Genomic DNA, 19473 nt, shown 5'->3' with positions numbered 1-19473 from the left:
CATGACCACGCAGCATTCACCGCGCGGCGACGGAAGTGACACCGTGCGTCCGCTGGACAACAACCGCCCCATCCGTCCGATGGACAACAACCGTCCGATTCAACCCATGGACAACAACCGCCCCATCCGCCCGATGGACAACAACCGCCCGATTCAGCCGGCCGACGCCACCGGGACCGTCCACACCCGGGACAACAACCGTCCGGTCATCGGCTCCGGTCCGCTGGTCGACCACGCCGCGCCCGCGAGGGCCGACGGCGGCATCGAGACGAAGGACAACAACCGTCCGATCGCCGAGCCGAAGCACTGAGCCACGGTGAGGCGCCGTAGGTGTCGCGTCGTACCGTCCACCGGACGCGACACCCGCGGCGCATCCGCCGAGGGCCGGATCCCTTACGGCACGACCTGAGGGAACACGGCCCGCGGATGCCGGCACGGCGGCACGGCGTACCCCGACGGGGGAAGCCGGGCGTACGCGCCGCCGTACGGCATCAGGGGGGAAGGTCCGGACCGCGGGCCCCGGGGGGATCGGGGCGCCGGCGGAACGGACCGGGGGGGGCCGGGCCCGGGGGAGGGTCCGGAACGTCGGTGGCGGCCAGGCCGGGGGATGGTCCGGCTGCCGCTGACAGGGGGGAGCCGCACCGCTGCGGACCGGCGGCGCGGCAGTAAGGGGGGCGGGATCCGGGCCTGCGCGCCCGCATCCCGCAGGGCTCGCCCGTGGGGTACGGCCCGTACGGATCATCCGTACGGATCGCACCCCCGGGCCGAGGCCCGACCGGTCCGGGGCCTTCCGGGCCCGCGGTCCGTGAGGTCCGAGGGCCCGTGAGGTCCGAGGGCCCGTGAGGTCCGAGGGCCCGTGAGGTCCGAGGGCCCGTGAGGTCCGAGGGGGGAACGAGACGTCCGGACGGGCGGCACCTGGGGAGGGGCCGATCCGTTCCGGGCGCCCGGCGCCACCGCGTGCCGGGCACGATCGGGGGATCGTGGCGGCCGGTTTCGATGACGTAATCAGGGGAGCCATCGAAACCGGCCGCACCCGTACGGGGCCCGCGCGGGAACCGCAGCCGGGCGCACGTACCGGGCTCGGGAGTCCGTCCCGGTGCGTAGCCGCCGAACCGCCGGACCACTCCGCAGTCGCCTACGGCCCGACGGCTTCCGGCCACGCCGAAAAGCGCGGTGGAGCAGGTCGGTTCCGGCCGATCGGCGGGCACATCGGTGCGGGTGCAACGGCCCAGGCGGCGGCTGGAAAGGACTGGATGCGGAGCCTCCCGCTCCTCCCAAATCTCTTCAACTCGCGTGTTTTTTAGGCAACTTCCTGGGATTTTGTCGAACATCTGGCTGACAAGGGGCTACCGTCGTCTGGTCAGGCACGGTTCACACAAGGAAACGTTCCCCTACGGATCCCCCTATCTTGGAGCTGGCATGAACCGCATCACGCGCACCCTGGTCACGGCCGCCTTCGGCGCCACCGCGCTCGGCATCGCGGCCTCCCCCGCTCTGGCCGACAGCAACATCCCGGTGCCGCCCGCGACCCTGGACAGCAACATTCCGTTCGCCCCGGCGGACAGCAACATCCCCGTGGCGCCGAAGGACAGCAACATCCCGGTGGCCCCGGCGGACAGCAACATCCCGGTCGCACCCGGCGGTTTCACCGCGACCGACAGCAACATCCCCCTCGTCCCGTAGGACCTCACCCTGACGGCAACCACCCGACGGCCGGCCCCGCACCCGTAAGGGATCCGCGGGCGCCGGCCGCGGGCGTTTCCCGGCCGCCCGCCCGCGGACCGATCCGATCTGGACCTGACGATCCATCAGTTCTACTCTTGGCGCCCCGCACCGTCCCCGTGGCCAGGAGGCGCCGTGTTCGAGTCCGGTCGTGTGCAGACACTCTGGGAACTGGTCGAGTACCGCGCGGGAGCCTCCCCCGGCGCGCCCATGTTCTTCGACGCCGAGGGGCGGCGGATCACCTTCGGACAGGCGCGGGACGCGACACTGCGGGTAGCCGCCGGACTGTGGGAGCAGGGCGTCCGGGCCGGTACGCGGGTGGCCTGGCAGCTGCCGACGCGGATCGGCACGGTGCTCGCCTCCCTCGCGCTGGCCCGGCTCGGGGCGGTGCAGATACCGGTGCTCCATCTGCTGCGGGAGCGGGAGGTCGGCTTCATCCTCGCCGAATCGGCCGCCGAGTTCGTCCTCGTCCCGGGCGTGTGGCGGGGCACCGACTTCACGGCGATGGCGCGGGCGGTGGCCGGGGCGGGCGTGCGGGTGCTGACGGTGGGGGCGCGGGGCGAGACGGGGGGCGACGGCGGGCCGGTGGCCGGTGCGCCGATCGGTAACCCCGGCCGGGAGTTCGGGCTGCCGACCGGGGATCCCGGGGTGCTGCCCCCTCCCCCGGCGCCGCCGCTGCCGGGCGCCTCGGCGGCCACCGCCTGGATCTACTACACGTCCGGGACGACCGCCGCTCCCAAGGGCGTCGAGCACACCGACGCGACGCTGATCGCCGGGGGCTTCGGGCTGGCCACGGCGCTGGGGATGACGGCGGACGACATCGGCTCGATCGCGTTCCCGTACGCCCATATCGCCGGGCCCGACTACCTCGTCGCGATGCTGGCCGGCGGCTTCCCCGCGGTCGTCCTCGACGCCTTCCGGCCGGCTGCGGCGGCCGCCGTCTACCGGCGGTACGGCGTGACCATGGCGGGCGGCAGCACCGCGTTCTACCAGGCGTTTCTCGATGCGTCACGGCACCGTCGGCAGGAGCTGCCGCACGCCGGTCCGCTCCTGCCGTCGCTGCGGCTGCTCTCCGGCGGCGGGGCACCGCTGCCCCCGGAGCTGTACGCCGAGACCGTCGCGGAGCTGGGGTGCGCGGTGGTGCACGGCTACGGCATGACGGAGTGCCCGATGATCACGATGGGCACGCCGTACGACGGGGACGAGCAGCTGGCGCGGACGGTGGGACGGCCCGTCGCGGGCGCGCGGATCCGGATCGTCCGGCCGGACGGGTCCGCGGCCGCTACGGGGGAGAGCGGTGAGGTGACGGTCAAGGGGCCGATGGTCTTCCGGCGGTACACCGATCCGGAGCTGACCGCCGCGGCGTTCGACGCGGACGGGTACTTCCGCACCGGCGATCTCGGCCATCTCCGGCCCGACGGACACCTCGTTCTCACCGGGCGCCTCAAGGACATCATCATCCGCAAGGGCGAGAACATCTCGGCGCAGGAGGTCGAGGAGCTGGTACGGACGTATCCGGGCATCGCCGAGGCGGCGGTCATCGGGCTGCCGGACCGCTCCCGCGGCGAACGGGTCTGCGCCGTCGTCACCCTCACCCCCACGGCGACGCCCCCCACCCTGGCCGAGCTGACCGCGCACCTGCGGGCGGCGGGCCTGATGACGCAGAAGCTCCCGGAACAACTGGAGATCACGGACGCGCTGCCCCGGGGCGGGCCCCTGTCCAAGGTCCTCAAGACGGCGCTGCGGGAGCGGTACGGGGAGGTGGAGGGGGCGGGAGGTGGGGGGTAGGGGGTGCGCGGGGGTGGTGTGGGTGCCCAGGGGTGGTGCGGCGGGCCGGCGAGATCTGGGCGGGTCGGGGCGGGTCGGGGCCGGGTGCCCGTCTCCGGCCGGGCGGTGGCCGGGGTGTGGTGTCCGGTGGGCGGCCGGTAGAGGACGGGAAGCCGGCGCCCGGTGGAAGGCTCGCGCCCGACGGGAGGCCGGTGCCGGACGGGAGGCCCGTGCCTGGTGGGAGGCCGGCGCCCGGTGGAAGGCCCGCGCCCGACGGGAGGCCAGTGCCGGACCGGAGGCTCGCGCCCGGGGCGGCCGGCCCGGGGCCGGGCGCCCGTTCCGGCCGAGCGGTGGCCGGGGACGTGGTGCCCGGCGGGAGGCCGGTGCCCGATGGGAGGCCAATGCCGGACGGGGGCCCGACCGCCTCCGGGTCCGGTCGTCTCGTCCCGGTGGCCGGGCGGGTGGCGTCCCGCGGAGGCCGGACCGGTGTGGCGGCCGGGGTGCGGGGGCCGGGGCCGTTTCACTGAGGGCCGGGCCGGGGTACCGGCCGCAACCGGTGACGACGGAAGGAACGCCCGGGCATGACGGAGACCATCGACTTCGGCGCGCAGACCGCACTGATCGCCCACCTCGCCGCCCGCACCCGCGACGACCAGCTGACCGCGCCGACGCCGTGCGCGGAGTACGCGGTGCGGAATCTGCTGGGCCATCTCGTGGGCCTGACCTCGGCGTTCCGGGACGCGGCGGCCAAGGACCTGGGGCCCTCGACCGCGACATCACCGGGCAGCGCCCTCCCCGACGTCCCGCCCGGGTGGCGCGACGAGCTGGCCGCGAACCTCGACGCGCTGGCCGCGGCCTGGCACCGCCCGGACGCCTGGGAGGGCGAGACGCAGGCCGGCGGCGTCACCCTGCCCGCCGCCCTCGCCGGTCGGATCGCGCTCAACGAACTCGTCCTGCACGGCTGGGACCTGGCCCGCGCCACCGGCCAGCCCTACGCACCCGACACCGCGAGCCTCGGGGTGTCGTACGCGCTGCTCGCCCCCGCCGCCGGGGACCCGGCCCGCGGCGGCATGTTCGGCCCGGCCGTCCCCGTACCGGACGAGGCGACGCTGCTGGACCGCGTCGTGGCCCTGAGCGGCCGCCACCCGGACTGGACACCGACCGAGGGGTAGCGCGCGACGGGGTTCGGCGGCGTGCGGGTCGGTGCCGGGAGGGCGGTCGAGGTCTGACGGCGCGCGGGTCGGGGTCCGACGCACGGCCGGGGCCTGACGACCCCGTAAGGCCCGGAGCCCGGCGGTGTGCGGCTCGGTGCCGGACGGGCCCGGGCCACCGGCAGGTCCGGGTGACCGGCGGGCCCGCTGCCCGGCATCAGGCTCCGGCGCCTGCCCCGGCAGGCCACCGCACCCGCCCGGTCACGCCCCCTCCGCCCCCGCCCGAAGGCGCGTCTTCAGTACCTTTCCGCTCGCGTTGCGCGGCAGTTCCGTCACGAATTCGACCTGGCGGGGCACCTTGTAGTTGGCCATCTCGCGACGGGACCAGGCGATGAGGTCGTCGGCGGTCAGGCTCGCGCCGGAGCGGCGGACGGCGTACGCCTTGCCGACCTCGCCGAGCCGGGCGTCGGGTATCCCGACGACGGCTATCTCCGCGATGTCCGGGTGGCGGCCGAGGAGCTGCTCGATCTCGGCCGGGTAGGCGTTGAAGCCGCCGACGATGAACATGTCCTTGAGGCGGTCGGTGATGCGGAGGTTGCCCGCCGCGTCGAGGACGCCGATGTCGCCGGTGCGCAGCCAGCCGTCGGCGGTGACGGTGCGCGCGGTGGCCGCCGGGTCCTCGAAGTAGCCGGACATGACGTGGTACCCGCGGACCTGCACCTCGCCGGGGGTGCCGGGCGGCAGCGGGCGGCCGGTGGGGCCGGCGATGCGGACCTCGGTGCCGGGGACGGCCCGGCCGCTGGTCGCGGCGACGGTTTCGGGCGGATCGCCGCGGCGGCACATCGTGACGAGGCCGCCCGCCTCCGACAGGCCGTACGCCGTCAGGACGGTGGCGACGCCCAGCTCGCCGCGCAGGCGCTCGACCAGCTCCAGCGGGACGACGGCGGCGCCGGTGACCACCAGCCGCAGCGCGGACAGGTCGTGCCGGGCCCGGGCCGGGTGCTCCAGGATCTGCTGGTGGAGGGTGGGCGGGCCCGGCAGGACGGAGATCCGTTCGGCGGCGATGCGGGCGAGCGTGGCCTCGGGGTCGAAGACGGGCTGCGGCACCATCGTGGCGCCGTGCAGCAGGCAGGCGACGATGCCGGCCTTGTAGCCGAAGGTGTGGAAGAAGGGGTTGACGATGAGGTAGCGGTCGCCCTCGGTGAGACCGGCGAGGTCGCTCCAGGTGCCGTAGGCGCGGAGCGTCTGGGCGTGGGTGAGCACCGCGCCCTTGGGGAGGCCGGTGGTGCCGGAGGTGAAGAGGATGTCGGAGGGGTCGTCGGGGCGGACGGCGTCGGCGCGCTCGCGGACCGCGCCGGGCCGGATCGTGTCACCGGCGGCGAGGAAGGCCGGGCGGCTGTCGAAGTCGGCCGGGGCGTCGTCGGCGAGGACCACCACCCGCTCCAGGTCCGGCAGGCCGGGCAGCGGTCCGCTGCCCGGCCCCTCCCGGGTGGCGCGGCGCAGCGCGGCGACGTAGGAGGTGCCGAGGAAGGTGCCGGTGACGAAGAGGAGCCGGGCGCGGGTGCGGCGCAGGATGCCGGCGGCCTCGGCGCCCTTGAAACGGGTGTTGACCGGTACCAGGACGGCGCCGGCGGTGACGGCGCCGAGCGCGAAGACGATCCAGTCGGGGGTGTTGGGGGCCCAGACGGCGACGCGGTCGCCGGGGGCGACTCCGGCGGCGAGGCAGGCGGCGGCCGCGCGCTCGACGCGTTCGCCCAGCTCGGCGTAGGTGAGGCGGGTGCGGCCCCCGACCACGGCCTCGCGCGGGCCGTACCGTTCGGCGGCCTCGCGCACCAGGCGGGGCAGGGAGCCGTACCGCAGATCCGCTCGCGTTTCCAGGTCGTCGCGCATCGAGAACCGCCTCCCGCCAAAGAGCTGACTGTCCGTCAGATTAGCGGTAGCCTCCTCGGCTGTCAGCACGGACGACCGACCACGGAGGTGGCCATGGGGGCGACCCTCAAGGACGCTACGGCGATAGCCGGCATCGGGCAGACTCCGTTCGCCAAGAGGCTGGAGGAATCCGAGAAGACCCTGGCCTGCCGGGCGATCCTCGCCGCACTCGACGACGCCGGGATCGCCCCCGCGGAGGTGGACGCCTTCGCCTCGTACACGATGGAGGAGACCGACGAGGTCGAGATCGCGAAAGCCATCGGCGCCGGGGACGTCACCCACTTCTCCAAGGTCGGCTACGGCGGCGGTGGTTCCTGCGCGACCGTGGCCCATCTGGCCGCCGCCATCGCCACCGGGCAGGCGCACGTCGGCGTCGCCTGGCGGTCCCGCAAACGCGGCTCGGGGCCCCGCCCGTGGAAGAACACGCAGGTCCAGCTGGCCACGCCCGGGCAGTGGACCCGGCCCTTCGGGCTGCTGCGACCCGCCGACGAGATCGGCATGCTGGCCCGCCGCTACATGCACGAATACGGCGCCACCCGCGACCACTTCTTCAACGTCGCCCTCGCCTGCCGCAACCGCGCCAACCAGAACCCGGCCGCGATGATGTACGAGCGGCCGCTGACCCGCGAGATGTACATGACCGCCCGCTGGATCAGCGAACCCCTCTGCCTCTTCGACAACTGCCTGGAGACGGACGGCGCGCTGGCCTGCGTGGTCGTCTCCGCCGCCCGCGCCCGCGACTGCCGCCGGCGGCCCGTGTACGTCCACTCCGCGGCCCAGGGGCTGCCCGCCCAGCACCACGGGATGGTCAACTACTGGAACGACGACCCGCTCAGCGGCCCCGCTTGGACCGCCGCCCGCCAGCTGTGGAAGAACGCCGATCTCGGCCCGCAGGACGTCGACGTGGCGCAGATCTACGACGCCTTCACCCCGCTGATCCCGCTCTCCCTGGAGGGCTACGGCTTCTGCGGGCGCGGCGAGGGCGCGGCCTTCACCGAGGGCGGCGCCCTGGAGACCGGCGGGCGGCTGCCGCTCAACACCGCGGGCGGCGGCCTCTCGGAGGCGTACGTGCACGGCTTCAACCTCATCACCGAAGGCGTCAAGCAGCTGCGCGGCGCCAGCACCGCGCAGGTGCCCGGCGCCGCCACCTGTCTGGTCACCGCGGGCGAGGGCGTCCCCACCTCGGCCCTGCTGCTGAGGAGTTGATCGGGAGATGCGTTCGCGTAAGGTCATGTCACAGAGCGTGACACAGCCCACTGACAATCCGGCCGACACCATCGATGACCTGCTGGTTCCCGTTCCCGACGAGGACGGCGCGCCGTTCTGGGAGTACGCGGCCCGCGGCGAACTGCGCGTCCAGACGTGCGCGGAGTGCACCGCTCCGCGCTTCCCGCCGCGGCCCTGCTGCCCGCGCTGCCAGTCCTTCGGCAGCCACTGGCGCGCGACGTCCGGCCGCGGCCGCATCTGGTCGTTCGTCGTCCCGCACCCGCCGCTGCTGCCCGCCTACGCGGCGCAGGCGCCGTACAACGCCGTCGTCGTGGAGCTGGCCGACGCGCCCCGCATCCGGCTCGTCGGCAACGTCGTCGCGGACGCCGATGCCCGTCTGGACTCCGTCGATCCGGCGCGGCTGCGCATCGGCGCCCCCGTACGGGCCGTCTTCCACACCCCGCCCGGGGGCGTGACGGTGCCCCGCTGGGTCCTGGAGCGGCCGTGAGCGTCCGCGCCGAGATCAGCGACGGCGTCGCGCTGGTCACCCTCGACCGGCCCGGCCGGCTCAACGCACTGGATCTGGCCGCCGCCACCGAACTGGCCGACCTGTGGCGGGCGTTCCGCTTCGACGCCTCCGTGCGCGCCGCGGTCGTCACCGGGGCGGGCGGCCGGGCCTTCTGCACCGGCATCGACCGCGACGTCGCCGTCCCGCAGCCGCCGTCCCCGTACTCCCTCGACGACCCCCTGCTGTACATCGGGCCGAAGGCCAACGACCTGTGGAAACCGGTGATCGCCGCGGTCGACGGCATGGCCTGCGGCGGCGCCTGCTACCTCCTGGGCGAGGCGGAGTTCATCATCGCCTCGGAGAACTCCACCTTCTTCGACCCGCACACCACCTACGGGATGGTCAGCGCCTACGAGGCGATCCTCATGGCGCAGCGGATGCCCTACGGGGAAGCCGCCCGGATGTGCCTGATGGGCACCGCGGAACGGCTGGACGCCGCCCGCGCCCACCGCACCGGTCTGGTCTCGGAGCTGACCGCCCCGGGCGAGGCGGCCGCGACCGCGCTGCGCCGCGCCGCGGTGCTGGCCGCGCAGCCCACCGACGCCGTCCAGGGCACCGTACGGGCGCTGTGGGCCGCCCACGAGGCGACCCGGGAGCGGGCCCTGGCCCAGGCGCCGCACCTGATCGCGCTGGGCAATCTGCCCCCGGAGCGGCAGGCCGAGCTGTTCGCGGCCCGCCGGCGCACCCCGGGGCGCCCGGTCACATCCGGGACTTCTCCGCCCGCGTCACCTGGCAGGTGAACCAGAAGCGGCCGATCGAGGACTGGTTGACGGTGTAGCGGGCGGTGTACGTCTCGGTGGCGCCGGGCGCCACGGTGATGCTGCGGGTGTGCCGCCCGTAGCTCGTGCCGTCCGCCGGGCGCGCCTTCATCCAGTCGATCTCCATGTCGTACGAGAAGGTGTCCGACAGGGAGGTGTTGGTGACGCTGACCCGGTAGGTGAACTCGTGCAGCGAGTTGGAGAAGTCGCAGCCGCTGCCGTGCACGTCGGAGCGGCCGTCGGGGTCGTACGTCGCCATCGTCGGGGACGGGGAGTACTCGGGCGAGTAGGCGTCGGTGGGCTCCGCGCCGTACGACGTCTCCCCGGAACCCGGGGAGTAGGTGGCGGGGACCGTGGGGCGGGTGTAGCCGAACGGGCTGAGCTTTCCGCAGCCGCCGACCGTGGCGGCTGCGGACGCCACCAGTGCGGCCGCGACCACGGCCCGTGCGCGCGTACGTGTGCGCTGCTGCATAACGCTGTCCATCCCCCGTGACACACATGATCTCGCCGGAAAAGCAGGCCGCGCCGCCCGGTCGCCGCCGGGCTTTGACGCGTGCACGGCACCCTAGCAAGGGGCGGTGACGGGCGGGGGCGGGTCGCGGGTGCCCGTCCGCCGGCCACCGCAGCTGCCGCGCGGCCCCGGGCGGGCAGGCGTAGCGTCGGGACGGAGGACATCAGGACGACGCGGAAACGAGGCGACGCCGGTGGTGCGCAACGTATTCGGCTCCCTGATCGCCCTCATCGGAGCGACGGCCGCCGTATGGAGCCCCTTCCGTCCCTGGTACGACGGCCGTCCCGCCCGCGACGTCCGCATCGAGGACCTCTTCGGCGGCATCGGCCCCGCCTCCGCGGAACTGCTCGGCTCGATCTTCCTGCCGATGGCCGTCGCCGCCCTGCTCACGCTGGTCGGCGTCGTGCTGCGCAGCCGCGCGCTGGTGGCCCTGGCCGGTCTGGTGGTGCTCGGCTTCACCGTGCTGTGGATGGTCCGGCAGGGCCAGGCGGCGGGCAGCCTGACCGCCGGCCCCCGGGGCGGGCTGGGCGACGGGGTGGCGGTCGCGTTCGGCGGCGGCCTCCTGCTGCTCCTCGCCGCCCTGGTGATGCGCGGCCGCCACATCCCGCGCGGCCGCCACGTCCGGCGGCGGTACGACGAGCGGGAGGACCGCGACGCCCGCGACCGGCCCGCACGGTACGAGGCGCCCTACGGCGAGCAGGCGTACGGCAACGGACCGGGGGCGCACGGCGTACCGCCCGCGCCCGCGCCGTGGGACCCCGGGCGCCCGCCCGCTCAGGAGTGGCGGCCGCCTCCGCCACCGCCGCCGCCCGGCCCGCCTCCGGAGGAGGGCGGCCGGCCGCAGCCCCCCACGCCACCGGTGCGGTGGGCCGAGGAGCTGCGCCGGCATCCGGGCGGCACCCCGCAGGCGGGCGCCGAGGAGCCGCACGCCCCCATGGGCGCCCATGCCGCGGAGAGCGCCCCCGGGCACGACGCCGGTCCGGCCGAGGACACGCCCCCACGCGCCGTGGGTCCCGAGCCCGTCTGGGGCGGGTCCCCCGACGCGACCGTGCCGTTCCCGCAGGTACGGCCCGGCGACCGCGGCCCGGGGACGCCGGACGGCGCGGCCGGCCCCCTGGACGAGACGGTGCAGCAGCGCGCCGTCCGCCCCGATGAGCCCCGCGAGGACGAGATGCCGGACGACGGGCCCGAAGGGCCGCGCGCACCGCGGGACCGACCGCGCCGCCCCGGGGACGACGGGCACGACGCCCCCTAGGACACCCCCAGGAACCAGGGCACCCCCAGGAACGCACCGGCGCCCCGGAACCCTCCGGTCCCGGGGCGCCCGCCGCTTTCGGTCCGGCTCAGGCCCGCCGCGCCTGCCCCGTGCCGCGCGCCGCGTCCAGCGCGTACACGCAGCGGTCCTTGCTGCAGGCGTAGACCACGCCGCCGGATGCGACCGGCGTACCGGTGATCTCGCCGCCGGTCGCCAGCTTCCAGCGGAGCTGGCCGCCCATCGCGTCGAGCGTGTAGAGGCAGTGGTCGGCGGCGCCGAAGTGGACCCGGCCCTCGGCGACGACCGGGGCGCCGATCACCTCGCCGCCCGCCTGGAACCGCCAGCGCGGGGTGCCGGTGACGGCGTCGAGGGTGTAGAGCGCCTTGCCGCTGCCCAGATGGACGGCGCCGTGGGCGACCAGCACCGGCTCGGTGGACTGCCGGGGCTCGGTCGCGATCCGCCAGCGGTCCCGGCCGTCGGCCGCGTCCAGGGCGTAGACCGTGCCGAGGTAGTCGACGAGATAGACGCCGCCCCCGGTGACGGCCGGGCCCGGGGCGAAGGCCGGCGGGCTCACGAAGACCGCGGGCGCCTCGAAGTGCCAGCGCACCTCGCCGCGGGCGATGTCCACCGCGAGCGCCCGCGCGCCCGCGACGACGTACGCCATGCCGTCCGGGGCGGGCAGCAGCCGCACCGGGACGCCGCCGCACGCCGCGGCGTCCCCGACCGGGCAGGCCCAGCGTTCGGCGCCGGTGCGGGCGTCCAGCGCCTTGAGGCGGCCGTCGGCGCAGACGAAGACCGTGCCGTCGTGGAGCACCGGGGCCGCCTCGGCGGTCTCGAAGTCGGTCTGCGCGCCGCGGATCTCCCACCGCAGCTCACCGGTGGCCGCCTCCCACGCCTGGACGCCGCCGCCCCGGGTGCTGGTGACGACCGTGCCGCGCTCCGCGGACAGCGCGTACACCCAGCCCTCGGTGTTCAGCCGCCAGCGCTCGGTGCCGTCGACGGCGTCCAGCGCGTACAGCGTGGGGCCGTCGGAGGCGTGGATGCGGCCGTCGGCGACCGCCATCGCCCAGGCCACGTCGCGGGTCTTGAACTTCCGGCGCCCGCTGGCCACGTCCAGGGCGTGCACCTCGAACGAGGTGACGTAGAGCAGGTCGCCGGCGACGGCCGGGGTGCCCCAGACGTCGTTCGACATCCGGAAGCGCCAGGGGCGCCAGCGGTTCGGCTCCGCGCCGGGCGTCTCGGCGGGCGCCGGCGGCTGCTCGGGCCGCGCCGGGGCGCCGTCCGGGAGCGCCGGGTGGCCGGGCTGCGCCTGCGCGGGCACGCCGGTGGCGCCGCCCGGGGGCCGCACCCAGTCCGTCGCCATGGCGTGGCCGCGCGGCGTCTCCCGGGCGTCGGCCACGCGCGGGCCCGGCCCTATCGGGGCGGCCGACGCCCCCAGGCGTACGGGGCCGCCGTGGCCGTCGGCCTCGGGCGCGGCCGGGGCGTCCAGGGGCGGGGCGACGCGGGCCGGGGCGGGGTCGGGGCCCGGGGCGGGCGGCGGCAGCGGGCCGGCGCCGGTGCGCGGGTCGGCGCCGCGGTGGGCGCCCGGTCCGGCGCCGATCCGGCCCGGCCAACCGGTGGCCGGGGCGGCGGCCGGGGGCGCGCCGACGGGGCGCGGGGGCGCGTCCGGCGCGGGCCGCGGGGGCTCCGGCGGGCGGGCCGGGGCGCGGTCGGCGGACCGTCCGGAGCGGCCGCCGCGGCGCCCCTCGATGAGGGCGACCGCGCCGGGCGGCAGCCAGGCGGAGGCGGTGCCGCTGTCGTCCGTACCGGAGCCGAAGAGGTGCGGGGCGAGCTGGGACTGGAGGTCGGCGGGGGACGGCCGGTGGGCCGCCTCCATCTGCATACAGGACTCCATCAGGGGCCGCAGCTCGTCCGGCAGCCCGGCGAGGTCGGGGCCCTCGCGCAGCAGCATGAAGACCGTCTCGACGGGGTTGGCGCCGTGGAACGGCGCGTGCCCGGTGGCGGCGAAGACGAGGGTGGAGCCGAGGGAGAAGACGTCGCTGGCGCCGGTGACGCTGCGGGAGTCGCGGGCCTGCTCGGGCGACATGTAGGCGGGCGTGCCGACGGCGACGTTGGTCATGGTCAGGCGGGTGTTGGAGACGCCGGAGGCGATGCCGAAGTCGATGACCCGGGGGCCGTCCTCCACGACGAGGACGTTGGAGGGCTTCAGGTCGCGGTGGACGAGACCTGCGCCGTGGATGGACTGGAGCGCCTCGGCGATGCCCGCCGCCAGCCAGCGCACCGCCTGCGCGGGCAGCGGTCCGCACTCGTTGACGATCTCCTCCAGGGAGGGCGCCGGTACGTACGCGGTCGCCAGCCACGGCACCGCGGCGCGCGGGTCGGCGTCGACCACCGCCGCGGTGTAGAAGCCGGACACCGCGCGGGCCGCCTCGACCTCGCGTGTGAAGCGGACCCGGAACAGCTGGTCCTCGGCCAGCTCCGTGCGCACCGTCTTGATCGCCACGCGCCGGCCGGACGCCGAACGCGCCAGATAGACCAGTCCCATGCCGCCGGCCCCGAGACGGCCGAGCACCTCGAACGGGCCGATCCGCCGGGGATCGTGCTGCGTCAGCTGCGTCAGCTGCTCCACCACTTGCCTGCCACCTCCCCGTGGGGCGTAAAAGAGACTCTCCAAAGCACCGCGCCGCCGAGAGCCACTGCCCCGTGCAGCGTCTCACCGCTGGCCTGAACGGCCGTATGCGTGCTGATTCTTCCTGGCGAAGGCCACGGTGGCGAACCCGGGGCCCGCGCGCGGTCGCGCCGGGCCGCCCCCGCAGGACGCGGCGACAGCGTCACCCACCGTGATCAATCCTTGTCTGACGTGCGCCGATACGTCCACCCAAAGGTGTCACCCACCGGCCGTGTACCGCTCCCGCGCGGGCCGCCGGGCCGGTACGGGCCGCTGCGGGCCGGGCCGCGGCGCGCGGTGCGGCCGGGTCGGTGCCGTCCGCCGCGCCGGGTGCGGGGCCGGGGCACGGTGTCCGAAAACGGACGGTGCGTGCCGGTCGCCGCGCGCCGCCCGTCAGACGGGGGCGACGCTCCGTGACGGGTGGGCCGCCGGTCTCCGCGCGCCGGGGCGGCGGGCCCGGGGCAGCCCCCGGGCGGGGCGGCGGTCCCGGGGGCGCAGGGCGCCGCCCGCCGGCCGTGCCGTGCCCGGTGCCACTCGCCGCGCCGTCGGTCGTGGCGCCGTCCGCGCGGCGCCCTGGCGCCACCGATCCCTGCTGGTCATGCGTTCCCCGTCGTCGCCCGCCCCGGCCCGCCTGCGGTCCCGCCGGGCGGCCCTGCCGTTCCCTCTGCCGTGCTGTTCATGCCGTACCCGTCAATTCTGCGGTCTCGCGGGCTGTTTCGGGGCCATGACACCGAACGTGGCGCCCTGATTGTCGCGGAGGACCGCGAACGGGCCCCCGCAGGAGGAGTGCGGGCCGCCCACCACGGTTCCACCGAGGGCGGTGGCGGTGCGCACCGCCTCGTCCATCGCGTCCACGAGGAAGCAGACGGTGAAGTGGGCGGGGACGCCTTCGGTCTCCGGCAGGTCCGGGTCGATGGTGACGCGGCAGCCGATCTCGCGGTCCGTGCCGGGCAGCCGCCACGGCAGCACACCGGGCCCCGCCATCGGGCTGCCGGTGGCGCCGACGAAGCCGAAGACCTTGGCGTAGAAGGCGTCGGCGGTGTGCGGGAGGCGGGTGCCCAGGCCCGTCCAGACGTAGCCGCCGGGCTCGCCGGAGATCTCGAAGCCGCGGTGCGTCCCGGCCTGCCAGGCGTTGAACACCGCGCCGCCCGGGTCGGCGGCGACCAGCAGCGTCCCGAGGTCGCCGACGGGCATCGGAGGGCAGACGATGCGGCCGCCGGAACGGAGGATCGTCTGCTCGGTGCGGGCGGCATCGGGGGTGGCGAAGGAAATGCCCCAGGAAACAGGCATCGACGGATCCGGTTGCGGCATGAGTGCGGCGGCTTTCCGGCCGTCGCGGAACGCAACGGTATAGCCGCCGAATTCGGCGGCGCCTTCGTCGAAGGTCCAGCCGAACAGCTCCCCGTAGAAACGCTTTCCGGCGTCGAGATCGGGGAGCATCGCATCCACCCAGCAGGGTGTGCCCTCCGGGAATGCCGTCATCGCCGTCATAGGTGCACGCTAGCGGTGTTCGGTCGGTGTCGCCCGACAGGAATTCGAACGTATGCCTCACCTGTGCGGACGGGCACACTCAACCGTGCGCCGGGGAAGGGGACTTACCCTGCGGTTGTCCACCGAAGTTGTCCACAGGCTGTTGATAAGAGGATTCACCGGTTCGGGTCAATCGTCGCACCCGGGGGCCGCCGGGCCGGGCCCCGGGAAGCGCCCGCACCGCCCGCGCTCCGGGGCGGCGGCTTCCGCGCACTCGTGGCACCATGCCGCGGCGGAATCAACCGGGACCGAATATCCCGAACTCCCCCATCCCCATTTGCAGGCAGCCAAATCGCGCTCCGATCCCCCCTCGGTAAGCTGACGGCATGACAGGACAAGTGCGAACCGTCGACGGCAGAGTTGCCGGCCGCCGCGGGCAGGCGACGCGGCAGAAGCTTCTCGACTGCCTCAGTGAAATGCTCAGTTCATCCCCGTACCGGGATGTGAAGGTCATTGACGTGGCCCGAAAAGCGGGCACTTCTCCCGCTACGTTCTATCAGTACTTCCCCGACGTGGAGGGCGCCGTCCTCGAAATCGCCGACGGGATGGCGAAAGAGGGCGCGGAACTCACCGATCTCGTCGCCGGGCGTTCCTGGGTCGGAAAGTCCGGCTGGGCGGCGGCGGAGGAGCTGGTGGACGGCTTCCTGTCGTTCTGGCGCCGCAACGACGCGATTTTGCGCGTCGTCGATCTGGGCGCCGCCGAGGGCGACAAGCGGTTCTACAAGATCCGCATGAAGATCCTCAATGCCGTGACGAACTCGCTCACGGAATCCATCGAGGACCTGCAGAGCCGGAACAAGGTCGACAAGGAGGTCAGCGCGGCGGCGATGGCCGGTTCGATCGTGGCCATGCTGGCGGCGGTCGCCGGACACCAGAAGGGATTCCAGAGCTGGGGCGTCAAACAGGCCGAACTGAAGCCGAATCTCGCGCTGTTGGTGCATTTCGGCGTCACCGGAAAGAAGCCCACGAAGTAATCCGGGCAACCGCCCACCGGCCGGCCCCGCTCCCCGGGCCCGCCCGCGGACGCCCGTACGGACCACCCCCCGGCGCCGATGCAGCCGCCGGGAGTGCCGCACCGGCCCGCAGCGCCCCCACGGCGCACCACCCCCACCACGGACCCACCGGCCCCACCCCGGGTCCGCCGATCCCCCCACCCATGTCCCCGCCGCCGGGCCCCCGCCCGGCGCCGTTCCCCCCCTTGCCCCGCGCCGCCGGCGATCAGCGCCGCTCCAGCCGGAAGAGCCTGATCTGCCGCTCGATCCGTGCCTGATAGGCGGCGTACGGCGGCCAGAACGCCAGGGCGTCCCGCCAGGCCCGCTCCCGCTCCGCGCCGGACAGCAGCCGGGCCCGCACCGGGATGTCCCGCCCCTGCCAGTTGACCTCCGCCTCCGGGTGCGCCAGCAGATTGCCGGTCCAGGAGGGGTGTCCCGGGCGGCCGAAGTTGCTGCCGATCAGCAGCCAGCCGCCGTCCTCCTGCTCCATGCAGGCCAGCGGCGTACGCCGGGGCAGCCCGCTGCGGGCGCCGGTCGCCGTGAGGACCACACCGGGCAGCATCCGCGCGCTCAGCAGCACCTTTCCGCCGGTCAGCCGGTGTACCGCACGGTCGAGGGCGGGGATGACGTACGGCGCGATGCGCGCGAACGTCCGGGTCGACGAGAGCCGCTGCACCAGGCTCCGGCCCCGCGCCCCGCTCACCGGGCGCCCGCCACGGCCGCCGCGCTGCCCTCGGGCGGCCCGGTCCGCCCGCGCTCCCCGGTGGCGAACAGCCCCGCCTCCTCGGCCGCCCGCTCCCGCAGCCGGTGCACGGGCCCCAGCAGCAGCTCGTCGCCGGCCGCCCGCCGCGCGTACACCGCCCCGTCGTCCCCGGGCGGCGCGACCTGGGCCGCCACCGCCCGCTGCGTCTGAAGGGCCTGGGCCAGCGCCAGCGCGCCGGCGCCCGGTTCGGCGGATCCGGCGGCGGCGTACGCGGCGGCGCGGACGGCCCGGACGGCGGCGTGCAGCTCAGCGACGCGCGCCCCGTCGCCCGCCGGGGCGCCCCCGTCGCGTACCCGGGCGGCGGCGCGGCACAGCACCGCATCGGCCGCACCTGCCGTCTCCGCCGCCAGCGCCGCGGCGGCGGCCGCCCCGACGGCGGCGAGGGCGGCCCGCTCCGGGCTCCGCCCGCCGACCGGCCCGGCCTCCTCCGCGCCGAGCAGTTCGCCCTCCACCTGACGGAGTTCGAGGCGGGCGCAGGGCCGTTCGCCGGGCGCCGTGGGCAGCGCGCTCCGCCGCAGCCCCGGCGCCTCGGCGCGGACCAGGAAGAGCCGGGTGCGGCTGCGGGCGAAGCCGCCGGTGTGCGCGGCGACCAGCAGGAGCCCGGCGGTGTGCCCGTCCGGGACCCGCGCCGCCTCGCCGTAGAGCAGCCACCGGCCGCCGTCGGCCGGGGACCGCCCGGGGCCGCCGGGTACCTTGCGCGCCTGGACGCCACCGGCGCGGCCGCCGCCCGCCCAGTCGCCGCCGTTCGGGCCGGTGAGCGCGAGCGCGGTGCCGAGCCGGCCCGCGGGGACGGCGGTGGCGCAGGTCAGCTCCCCGGCGGCGCAGCGCGGCAGCAGCGCCTCGCGCTGCGGCTCGGTGCCGAGGGCGAGCAGCAGCGGGGCGGTGAGCACGGCGGTGGCGAACAGCGGCGACGGCCGCAGCGTCCGGCCGCTCTCCTCGCAGGCGACGGCGAGCGCGACGGGCCCGCCGCCGCCTCCGCCGTACGCGGCCGGCAGGGCGGCCCCGGCCAGCCCCGCGCGCTCCGCGAGCCGCCGCCACTCGCTCCCGGGGTCGGCCCCGCCCTCCTCCGGACGGGGCCCGCCGCGCAGCTGGGCGCGCAGGGTGCGGCGGAACTCTTCCTGTTCCTCGGTGGTCGCGGCGTCCATCGGCGGGCTCCTCCCGGCCGTGCGGCAACGTCCCTCCGTACGGCGGCGGGCGCCCGGCCCTCGGGCCCGGCGCGGCCCCCGCGCACCGGCGGGCCGGCCCTCGCGGAATCTGACGGCTCGTCATGGTAAGGACGGGGTGCGGACTTTCCCAGCCCCTGTCACCAACTCCTGCGGCGACCCGAAGGGCCCGGGAGAGGGCCGGAGTTCAGCGGCACCCCCGAGCCGATCCGCCACTGCCCGGGGCGGCGTATCTGATGTACCGTCAGATTCATGACGCCGTCAGGGAACCCCTACGGGAAGCGCAAGGTCGCCGTCGCCGGAGTCGCCCTGTCCGACTGCGGGCGGGTGGACGACGCCACCGCGTACGCACTGCACGCCCAGGCCGCGCGCCGGGCGCTTGCGGACTCCGGACTCGCGCGGACGGACATCGACGGATTCGCCTCCGCCGGGCTCGGCACGCTGGCCCCGGTCGAGGTCGCGGAGTATCTGGGACTGCGTCCCACCTGGGTGGATTCGACGTCGGTGGGCGGCGCCACCTGGGAGGTGATGGCCGCCCACGCCGCCGACGCCATCGCCGCCGGCCACGCCCGCGCGGTCCTGCTGGTCTACGGCTCCACCGCCCGCGCCGATCTCAAGGCCCGGCGCCGCACCGCCAACCTCTCGTTCGGCGCCCGCGGCCCCCTCCAGTTCGAGGTCCCCTACGGGCACACCCTGATCTCCAAGTACGCCATGGCCGCCCGCCGCCACATGCACCGATACGGCACGACGCCGGAGCAGCTGGCCGAGGTCGCCGTCCAGGCGCGGGCCAACGCGGCCACCAACCCGGACGCCCTGTACCGGGACCCGATCACCGTCGACGAGGTCCTGTCCGGGCCGGTGATCGCCGACCCGTTCACCAAACTGCACTGCTGCATCCGCTCGGACGGCGGCTGCGCCGTCCTGCTGGTCGCCGAGGACCTCGCCGCGGACCTCGCCGCGCCCCCGGTGTGGGTGCTCGGCTCCGGTACCGCCGTCTCCCACTCCACGATGTCGGAGTGGGAGGACTTCACCGTCTCCCCCGCCGCGGTCTCCGGCCGCCTCGCCTTCGAGCGCGCCGGGATCCGCCCCGACGAGATCGAGATCGCCCAGCTCTACGACGCCTTCACCTATATGACCCTGGTGACGCTGGAGGACCTGGGCTTCTGCGCGAAGGGCGAGGGCGGCACGTTCGTCGGGGAGGGGCGGCTGCTGCGGGACGGTGCGCTGCCCGTCAACACCGACGGCGGCGGCCTGTCGGCCTGCCACCCCGGGATGCGCGGCCTGTTCCTGCTGGTCGAGGCCGTACGGCAACTGCGCGGCACGGCCGGGGAGGGCCGCCAGGTCCACCGGCCCGACGGCGCCGGAGGCGAGCGCCCGCCGCGGCTGGCGGCCGTCTCCGGCACCGGCGGGTGGTTCTGCTCGTCGGGGACGGTGGTGCTGGGGGCGGGCTAGCCGTGGCGGGCGCCGGGCCGGGGGCCCGGCGCCCCCGG

16 protein-coding genes are annotated in these 19473 nt (G+C 75.6%); 10 read left to right on the top strand and 6 right to left on the bottom strand.

The genetic code is table 11. The features are described from left to right. Position 1 precedes the first annotated feature (1 nt). The 4 genes from ABT345_RS07115 (at position 2) to ABT345_RS07100 (ending at position 4661) form a co-directional block, all read left to right on the top strand. Positions 2-310 carry a laminin G gene (locus ABT345_RS07115; protein WP_345090129.1) on the top strand — a complete coding sequence of 103 codons (309 nt, stop codon included), beginning with the start codon at positions 2-4 and terminating at the stop codon, positions 308-310. A 1109-nt stretch (positions 311-1419) separates the two neighbouring features. Beyond that, positions 1420-1683, top strand: coding sequence for a hypothetical protein (locus tag ABT345_RS07110; protein WP_345090126.1), 264 nt, complete (start codon positions 1420-1422; stop codon positions 1681-1683). A 174-nt stretch (positions 1684-1857) separates the two neighbouring features. Further along, complete coding sequence (locus ABT345_RS07105) at positions 1858-3510, top strand: class I adenylate-forming enzyme family protein (protein WP_345090123.1); 1653 nt, start codon at positions 1858-1860, stop codon at positions 3508-3510. 560 nt (positions 3511-4070) lie between these two features. Continuing rightward, positions 4071-4661, top strand: a complete 591-nt coding sequence (locus ABT345_RS07100) for a TIGR03086 family metal-binding protein (RefSeq protein WP_345090120.1) — start codon at positions 4071-4073, stop codon at positions 4659-4661. Between the two features lie 240 nt (positions 4662-4901). Here the strand turns inward: ABT345_RS07100 and ABT345_RS07095 are convergent, their stop codons facing one another. Further along, a complete protein-coding gene (locus tag ABT345_RS07095; protein WP_345090117.1) occupies positions 4902-6530 on the bottom strand; it encodes a FadD3 family acyl-CoA ligase in 1629 nt (542 codons plus the stop codon). A 93-nt stretch (positions 6531-6623) separates the two neighbouring features. On the opposite strand from ABT345_RS07095, the gene ABT345_RS07090 reads away from it, so the two are divergent. From ABT345_RS07090 to ABT345_RS07080, 3 genes are read left to right on the top strand one after another with little or no spacing between them, the layout of a single operon-like run. Further along, positions 6624-7775: a lipid-transfer protein gene (locus ABT345_RS07090; protein ID WP_345090114.1), complete on the top strand. Its 1152-nt coding sequence runs from the start codon at positions 6624-6626 to the stop codon at positions 7773-7775. Between the two features lie 25 nt (positions 7776-7800). Then, the gene (locus ABT345_RS07085) at positions 7801-8283 is read left to right on the top strand and encodes a Zn-ribbon domain-containing OB-fold protein (RefSeq protein ID WP_345090771.1); all 483 of its coding nucleotides are present in this window, start codon (positions 7801-7803) and stop codon (positions 8281-8283) included. Then, entirely contained in the window at positions 8280-9083 is an 804-nt protein-coding gene (locus tag ABT345_RS07080; RefSeq protein ID WP_345090112.1) for an enoyl-CoA hydratase/isomerase family protein, read from the top strand. The genes ABT345_RS07085 and ABT345_RS07080 overlap by 4 nt, the downstream gene beginning before the upstream one ends. On the opposite strand, the gene ABT345_RS07075 is transcribed toward ABT345_RS07080, so the two are convergent. Further along, positions 9043-9573 carry a hypothetical protein gene (locus ABT345_RS07075; RefSeq protein ID WP_345090109.1) on the bottom strand — a complete coding sequence of 177 codons (531 nt, stop codon included), beginning with the start codon at positions 9571-9573 and terminating at the stop codon, positions 9043-9045. The two genes, ABT345_RS07080 and ABT345_RS07075, sit on opposite strands and share 41 nt — an antisense overlap. Positions 9574-9805: 232 nt before the next feature. On the opposite strand from ABT345_RS07075, the gene ABT345_RS07070 reads away from it, so the two are divergent. Next, on the top strand, positions 9806-10867 hold the full coding sequence (locus tag ABT345_RS07070; RefSeq protein WP_345090106.1) for a hypothetical protein: 1062 nt from the start codon (positions 9806-9808) through the stop codon (positions 10865-10867). An 88-nt stretch (positions 10868-10955) separates the two neighbouring features. Here the strand turns inward: ABT345_RS07070 and afsK are convergent, their stop codons facing one another. Both afsK and ABT345_RS07060 read right to left on the bottom strand, forming a co-directional pair. Continuing rightward, positions 10956-13499, bottom strand: a complete 2544-nt coding sequence (afsK, locus tag ABT345_RS07065) for a protein serine/threonine kinase AfsK (RefSeq protein ID WP_351321130.1) — start codon at positions 13497-13499, stop codon at positions 10956-10958. Between the two features lie 726 nt (positions 13500-14225). Further along, on the bottom strand, positions 14226-15026 hold the full coding sequence (locus tag ABT345_RS07060) for a VOC family protein (RefSeq protein ID WP_345088180.1): 801 nt from the start codon (positions 15024-15026) through the stop codon (positions 14226-14228). Between the two features lie 365 nt (positions 15027-15391). Between ABT345_RS07060 and ABT345_RS07055 the strand changes: the two genes are divergently transcribed. Next, positions 15392-16039, top strand: a complete 648-nt coding sequence (locus tag ABT345_RS07055) for a TetR family transcriptional regulator (protein ID WP_345088182.1) — start codon at positions 15392-15394, stop codon at positions 16037-16039. A 244-nt stretch (positions 16040-16283) separates the two neighbouring features. On the opposite strand, the gene ABT345_RS07050 is transcribed toward ABT345_RS07055, so the two are convergent. Further along, positions 16284-16736, bottom strand: coding sequence for a nitroreductase/quinone reductase family protein (locus ABT345_RS07050; protein WP_351321320.1), 453 nt, complete (start codon positions 16734-16736; stop codon positions 16284-16286). A gap of 20 nt (positions 16737-16756) precedes the next feature. Beyond that, a complete protein-coding gene (locus tag ABT345_RS07045) occupies positions 16757-17965 on the bottom strand; it encodes an acyl-CoA dehydrogenase family protein (RefSeq protein ID WP_345088186.1) in 1209 nt (402 codons plus the stop codon). 270 nt (positions 17966-18235) lie between these two features. Between ABT345_RS07045 and ABT345_RS07040 the strand changes: the two genes are divergently transcribed. Next, positions 18236-19435 carry a thiolase C-terminal domain-containing protein gene (locus ABT345_RS07040; RefSeq protein ID WP_345088188.1) on the top strand — a complete coding sequence of 400 codons (1200 nt, stop codon included), beginning with the start codon at positions 18236-18238 and terminating at the stop codon, positions 19433-19435. Positions 19436-19473 lie beyond the last annotated feature (38 nt).

Origin of the sequence: Streptomyces sp. NPDC000404 (genome assembly GCF_040300365.1) — a bacterium.
Taxonomy (GTDB): domain Bacteria; phylum Actinomycetota; class Actinomycetes; order Streptomycetales; family Streptomycetaceae; genus Streptomyces; species Streptomyces ramulosus.
Note: the sequence above shows the minus strand (reverse complement) of the source record. Positions and strands in the feature narration are given on the sequence as shown.